Source organism: Alteromonas sp. CNT1-28 (genome assembly GCF_022348345.1).
Taxonomy (GTDB): Bacteria; Pseudomonadota; Gammaproteobacteria; order Enterobacterales; family Alteromonadaceae; genus Alteromonas; species Alteromonas macleodii.
Genome location: NZ_JAKREZ010000063.1, coordinates 1 through 6,695, shown reverse-complemented (window position 1 = coordinate 6,695; position 6,695 = coordinate 1). Strand labels below are relative to the sequence as shown.

At 45.9% G+C, this 6,695-nt stretch carries 3 protein-coding genes and 1 pseudogene; 1 reads left to right on the top strand and 3 read right to left on the bottom strand.

Going from position 1 to position 6,695, the window contains the following annotated elements; translation table 11 throughout:
- Nucleotides 1–100, bottom strand: a pseudogene (miaE, locus tag MHN02_RS20930) (tRNA isopentenyl-2-thiomethyl-A-37 hydroxylase MiaE); the annotation flags it as partial.
- Nucleotides 101–527: 427 nt separating this feature from the next.
- On the bottom strand, nucleotides 528–1,508 hold the full coding sequence (locus tag MHN02_RS20925) for an AraC family transcriptional regulator (protein ID WP_239247901.1): 981 nt from the start codon (nucleotides 1,506–1,508) through the stop codon (nucleotides 528–530).
- A 126-nt stretch (nucleotides 1,509–1,634) separates the two neighbouring features.
- On the opposite strand from MHN02_RS20925, the gene MHN02_RS20920 reads away from it, so the two are divergent.
- Nucleotides 1,635–5,537, top strand: coding sequence for a molybdopterin-dependent oxidoreductase (locus tag MHN02_RS20920; RefSeq protein ID WP_239247900.1), 3,903 nt, complete (start codon nucleotides 1,635–1,637; stop codon nucleotides 5,535–5,537).
- A gap of 324 nt (nucleotides 5,538–5,861) precedes the next feature.
- Here MHN02_RS20920 and MHN02_RS20915 read toward each other — a convergent pair whose 3' ends face one another.
- Nucleotides 5,862–6,383 (bottom strand): alpha/beta fold hydrolase, encoded by a 522-nt coding sequence (locus MHN02_RS20915; protein WP_239247899.1) that lies wholly within the window; start codon nucleotides 6,381–6,383, stop codon nucleotides 5,862–5,864.
- Nucleotides 6,384–6,695 lie beyond the last annotated feature (312 nt).

Genomic DNA, 6,695 nt, shown 5'->3' with positions numbered 1-6,695 from the left:
ACAACGACACATAAAAATCATTTAAACGCTTATCAACATGGGGTGCCAATACCGCAAAGCGCTCACACGAACGCGCTTCTATATAAGCCCCACATATCAGCATAAATATAGCCGGGGTATTCGTGTTCTATAGACGTGCCCTGAAGTGAACTTACTTCCTCACGAATCACCGGCCAAGCTTCTTCCCATTCCATATTCAGCTTATAGGGTTGAATACTATGGACGAAAGTGACCGCTTCCGTGGAGGCGCAGTTTGGTAAAGGCGGACACCAATATAGTGACCGATCCGGGTCGTCTTGTTTAAGGGGGAAAATCATGCAGCCCGAGAGTAAAGTAAATGATAAGGCTAGCGTCGTGCTCAAGAAAGTACGAAAGAAAGCATGTGAAGAAATGAGGTTCATTTAAATTAAAGTTCCGATTGAACGTGGTGGTAACTCTGCATGAAGCAATTTTATTCGCAGAAGTTCAGTTTGTAGATTATGACTAAGAACTTGGTTTACGCTGTAGAGTCATTTCGGCCAAGTTCTTTAACGATATTCAGTCGGTGTGGCACCAGCCCAACCTACAAAGGCACGCGTAAAGGCGCTTTGGTCAGAATAGCCGAGCAGTAAAGCGATCTCGGCGAGCGACAGCGTTTCATCCTGCAAATAGCCTTTTGCCAATGCAAAACGTATATCCGCTAACAATGAACGATAACGAAAACCTTGTTCGTCTAAGCGGCGATAGAAAGTTCTAAGTGACAGCCCAAGATGTTTAGCGACCTGCTCTGCACTGCTCTGGTTTTCTTCCAAGCAAAACTTCAGTGCAGACTTTACCTCTTTAAGAAAGTCATTTTCCTCGGTAAGGTTACTCAATAAGGCAGCGGCTTGTCGGTCATAAAGACCTCTAAGATAGGGGTCACTGGTACTAATCTTCATGGCATAGAAGGTTTTTGGCAAAGCAATACCCACGGCATTGCAGCCAAATTTTACCGGGCAACCCGCGAGTAGCTCGTAAACCTTAGGATCTCCATCGGGCTCACCCGGTAATTCAACGAAGTCTGGAGGAAGGTCTCGACCTATTAGCGCTTGATAGAAGTTAATAAAAACCATTAGACCAAACTCACCCCATATGCCTTTTGCACTAGCTTCGTTATGCCACCATCTCGTAACGCGACTTCCTTGCCGGTCTTCAAGGCTCGTTTGTAGACTTGAATCAACCAAGCTCAGGTGCTTCTGATAGCGCTGTAAAGCTTGACCTAGACTGGAGCAAGTCACCGCGATATAACCCACCATTCCATAATCTTCAGGCTGCAAACTTCGTCCAATACAAAACCCTAAAGCGGGTTTATTGTGACGGCGTTGGATATTCGCCAGGAGCGTCAAAAAATCGTTTCTAGGCATACGCCATTGATAACGAGCCGACAACTGTTCGATCTTTGCGACCAGTGCAGCTTCGTCGTACCCATTGTCTTTAATGTATTTGAGCAGCGTGTTCAGAAAGCTGGAAGAAACGAAGTGTGTTGGCATGTTTTACATTCTAATGGCTTAGTTTGGCACAAAATGTCAAACGCAATGAATTTTGTCAATACACCAATACGTCTAAGTTCTAACATCCATGGAGTTTTCAACAAGCGGTGACAAAGGAATTATAAGATGGCATATGTGATTACCAGCGCCTGTTCTGGTGCGAAATATACGAACTGTGTGGATGTTTGTCCGGTGAATGCATTTCGTGAGGGTGAAGATATGCTGTTTATTGATCCGGATGTTTGTATTAGCTGTAATGCCTGTTTAACAGAATGCCCGGAACGCGCAATATACCCGGAAGCGTCAGTCCCTGAAGATCAAATCCAATACATTGAAATTAACGCCGTTGAGTCAAAGCGTCACCCCATCATCACCGAGCGCCGTGTGGAAGGAAAAGCGGACGAACCAGCACCAATAGCGTCCACTAAACGCTTCGCAGTGATTGGTGCAGGGCCATCTGGTTTCTTCAGCAGCGAAGCTTTACTTAAGCAATACCCTGGCGCAAAGATCGATCTAATCGATAAATTGCCAACCCCGTTTGGGCTAGTGCGTTTTGGCGTTGCACCTGACCACCCTGATATTAAGTCTGTTACGGAAAACTATACGCAGCTTGTCAAAAACAACCCTAGTCTTAAGTATTATGGCAATGTAGAACTGGGAAAAGATATTGATCGCGCCTTCCTATTGGAAAACTACGATGCTGTGATCTACACCACCGGTGGCTCGCTCAGTAAAGCGTTACCCATAGCAGGAGGCTCTCTATCTGGTGTTTATGGCTCAGCAGAGTTTGTTGGCTGGTATAATGGCCACCCTGAACACGCCAATTTAGAGCCTAAACTCAATAAAACAACCCTATCTATCATCGGTATGGGCAATGTCGCTTTGGATATTGCCAGAGTGGTCTGTCTACCAAAAGATGAGCTTCACGCAACCGATATTGCTGAACATGCGCTGAATGCAATCACAAACAGCAAAATAAAAACGGTTAATCTCATTGCCCGTAAGGGACCCGCTCAAGCCGCTTTTACCCCAAAGGAACTACGACAACTCATCAACCACCCTGGCCTACGACTAGAAATAGACCCCAAAGACCTTCAGCTATGTGAATCTATCGAAGCCTCCCTAGCGTTACCCAAAAATAGTGAAGCCAAAGAAAATATTGAATTACTACGAGGCGTTCTACATTCGTCACAAGATCATAAATCCGATGCGAGCAAGACGATTCGTTTTGTATTCAACAGTAACCCGGAAGAAGTAATAGGCACGACGCGATCCGTTAAAGGACTACAAGTAAGTATCAATGACATCAGCTTAAACGATGAACAGCGATTAGTCGTTAAACCGACGGGTGAGAAAAGGCAATTAGAGAGCGGTATCATCATCAGTGCTACCGGATACCAAGGAAGAAGCATTGAGGGCCTAAAATTCGATGAGCAGCGCGGAATTATTGCCAATGAGAACGGCCGGGTATTTCTTACAAATGGACAGCTTTCAGATAAAGAATACGTGGCTGGTTGGATTAAACGCGGTGCCAACGGTGTCATAGGTACCAACAAACAATGCGCTGTGAGTACAGTAAAAAATCTAGCTGAAAACCTAAGTGACAACACGGCGAGCTTAGCGTCAGAAACGACTACTCTCAAAAAATACCTTTGTGAAAAAGGCACCGAATACTTTTCTTTTGCCGACTGGGTGGCTCTTGATGCGCAGGAGATCAAACTCGGCATGAGGAATGGGCGTCCTCGTCAAAAGCTGACAGACGTCAACGCGATGGTTCAGGCAAAGCGAGAGAACCAGGCATTGATCGCCACCGCTACCCCGACAGAGGACGATGTGCCAGGCACTAAAGATTACGACGCCACGAAGCCTATCAAATTTCATCACCGTACATGTACTTTATGCGAAGCGATGTGTGGCATTGTGGTTGAGTATCAGGGTGAAAAAATCATTTCGATTGCGGGAGATGAAGAAGACAAACATAGTCACGGCCATATATGCCCTAAAGGTTATGCCCTACAGGATCTGCACAATGACCCTGAACGATTAAAGACGCCGAAAAAGCGCATTGGGGATCAGTGGATTGATATTGACTGGGATGAAGCGCTGGAGGAAGTTGCGCGACGAATTGTAGCCACACAGACGGAATATGGAAATGACTCGGTAGCAGCTTATTGGGGAAACCCTTCTTCGCACAATATAGAAGTCATGATCAACATGGGGCCTTTCAAAAAGGCGCTTGGCTCGAGGAACTTATTTAGTGCATCTAGTCTAGACCAAATGCCCCATATGCTGACCTCGTACTTGATGTACGGACACAGTATGAGCTTTACCATCCCCGACATTGATCACACGGATTATATGTTGATGCTCGGCGCTAACCCTGCTGCCTCCAACGGCAGTTTAATGACCGCCGGTGACGTGTTGGGACGTTTAGAAAAGATCAAGACGCGTGGCGGAAAACTGGTCTTAATCGACCCTCGTCGTACCGAAACAGCCTTGTACGCGAGTGAACATCAATTTATCAAACCCGGCAGTGATGCGTTATTTTTGCTGGGCTTAATTCAAGTCATCTTTAAAGAAGGCTTGGTTAAGCAGGATATAAGGTTTCCTCTTAACGGGGAAATCAAAGACATTCTCCCCTTAGTGGATACAATTCCTCTCGCAAAGATAGCTGAGCTGACTCAGGTGCCTGAGAAAGAAATTATTCGAATTGCTACCGAGTTTGCGACGGCAGAACGTGCAGTATGTTATGGCCGAATGGGCGTCGCCACGCAAGAATTTGGTGCCTTGAATCATTGGCTAATCCAACTGCTAAATATCATTACCGGTAATCTAGACAGTGTCGGTGGTATGATGTTCACAAGCCCTGCCATCGATATGACTGATTTTTCAGGGCGTGGAAGTTTTGCCAGTTTCCATAGTCGTGTTCGAAAACTGCCTGAATTTAATCGCGAACTACCTTCCGCGACCTTGGCAGATGAAATGCTGACGCCAGGCAAAGGTCAAGTAAAAGCGTTTGTTGTAACGGCAGGCAACCCGGCCATTTCCACACCGAATGGCGCACGGCTAGAAAAAGCCCTGGCCCAACTGGATTTTATGGTGGCGATTGATTTTTACATCAATGAAACCACCCGCCACGCAGATATTATCCTGCCACCATGCGGCCCCTTCGAGCATGCGCTATACGACTTGGCTTTTACCAACCTGGCTGTACGTAACGTCACTCGCTTTTCCGACCCCTTGTTTAAAAAGAAAAGTTACATGCGTTCAGACGCACAAATCTATACCACTCTCACGAACCGCATTGAAGAACTAAAAGCAGGCAAACCAAGCAAGCTTAAACAAGCGCAAATGAAAAAGGCACACATAGCCAAGGCGCTCATGACCGTCGAGCGGGTTATTGACTTGGGCTTGCGAAATGGCCGTTACGGTGATGGCATGAAAAGCTTTGTCACCAATGGTGGATTAACCTTAGAGAAGCTTAAGAAACATAAACATGGTTTGGATCTGGGCCCGTTAAAGCCGAGCCTGCCTCGTAAGCTCTTTACCAAAGACAAGAAAGTCAATTTGTTGCCCGAAGAGTTTGTCGCAGATCTGGCACGATTGAATGATTACATTCAACGAAGTGATAGCGCTTCCCCGCTCACCCTGATTGGACGACGAGATTTGCGCACCAACAATTCCTGGATGCACAACAGTCAGCGCCTGGTAAAAGGCAAGAACCGCTGTGATTTATTCATACACCCTGAAACGGCAAAGAACTACTCGATTGAACATGGCGAAGAGGTCTATATCACCAGTGATGTCGGTGCACTGAAGGTGACCGTTGCCATCACCGAAGACATAATGCCGAATGTAGTAAGCCTCCCTCACGGCTGGGGGCATCATCGAAAAGGCATGAAGATTTCAGTCGCCTCATCTAACCCAGGTGTGAGCGTTAACGATATTACGGATCACAGTTTCGTTGATGAATTGTCAGGGAATGCCGCGTTGAATGGTGTCCCGGTACAGCTTCAAAAGATATTTTAGATACAGCATATAGTGGTTTTATTGAGAGCTTATTTGTAGCCCCATGAGCTGATGCGATCAAACGAATTGTAAAAAATCAAATACTTCTTGGAGCACTTCCTGCGTTTTTTCCTTATATGGAATATGGCCACAGCTCTTTAATAAGAGCTGTTTCGCCCGACCCGATACGTGAGCCACAATATACTCGGGAAACGCACTAGAGCCATATTCATCATTCTCACCATGAATTACTAGTACCGGGCAAGCAACTTGCCTAATACAAGTCTCCAGACTCCAATTTCGGAAATCATCGGATAACCATCTATCTGTCCAGGCTCGCAATACCTAAGGGGCCTTTGATCCGTGCCATTTTTCTAACTTTGCCATTTGCTCTGGCTTATCAAATACAGTTTTAGCCTGAGCGATGCCTCTTAGGGTGACTTCTTTAACAAAGGCTTGTGCTGCGATACTAACAAGGGCTTCACAATCAGTATCCGTAGCGGCGATATTAAGCGCCATTCCTCCACCGACACTGTGCCCCAGCAAAATGTAACGTTCTATGGAAAGTGCTTCCTTCAAAGCAGGGAAATAGAGATTTGCCTCTTCGGATATAAAATCAACAGAGGGTAGCTCAGTGCGAGAGCTAGATTGTCCAAAACCGAGACGGTCATAGGCAATGACAGAGCGAGATAGTTTTTGCGACAAGCGTTCAGGAAAGTCGCGCCATTGAGCAACGCTACCCAGTGAATCATGAAGCAGAATAATCGGAGACTCTGAGCTAAGCGTTTCTGGTGTCCATCGCTTTACAAAAACGTTTCCTCCCGGAACCGTAACAAGGTGTTCACTGGTTTGAATGGCAGCTGTCATATTATCTATCCGGAAACTGATAGGCTGTACCGGTAAACACCGCCACGTCAGTTCCTATGTTGTCAAAAATAGATACTTCGTAATGGAGTTTAAGACAAATTAACGCTATTTACTATCCTCTGTGACAACTGGCTTTAAGGCTTGTTTCATGCGATTTAGGTCCAAAAACAGGAAGCAATTACGAAGTAAGTGTAGTCAAGATAAGAAAATAGACTGATCATTGGGACTGAAAAATTCTCTCGATATGTGCAACATGATGCCTCAACACATGAGTGTTCAAGCTATATTGGCGGTGGAGCCCTTAAGCGCCAA

Coding starts and splice junctions, on each gene's coding strand:
- MHN02_RS20925 (WP_239247901.1), bottom strand. CDS start 1,508: ATGCCAACACACTTCGTTTCTTCCAGCTTTCTGAACACGCTGCTCAAA.
- MHN02_RS20920 (WP_239247900.1), top strand. CDS start 1,635: ATGGCATATGTGATTACCAGCGCCTGTTCTGGTGCGAAATATACGAAC.
- MHN02_RS20915 (WP_239247899.1), bottom strand. CDS start 6,383: ATGACAGCTGCCATTCAAACCAGTGAACACCTTGTTACGGTTCCGGGA.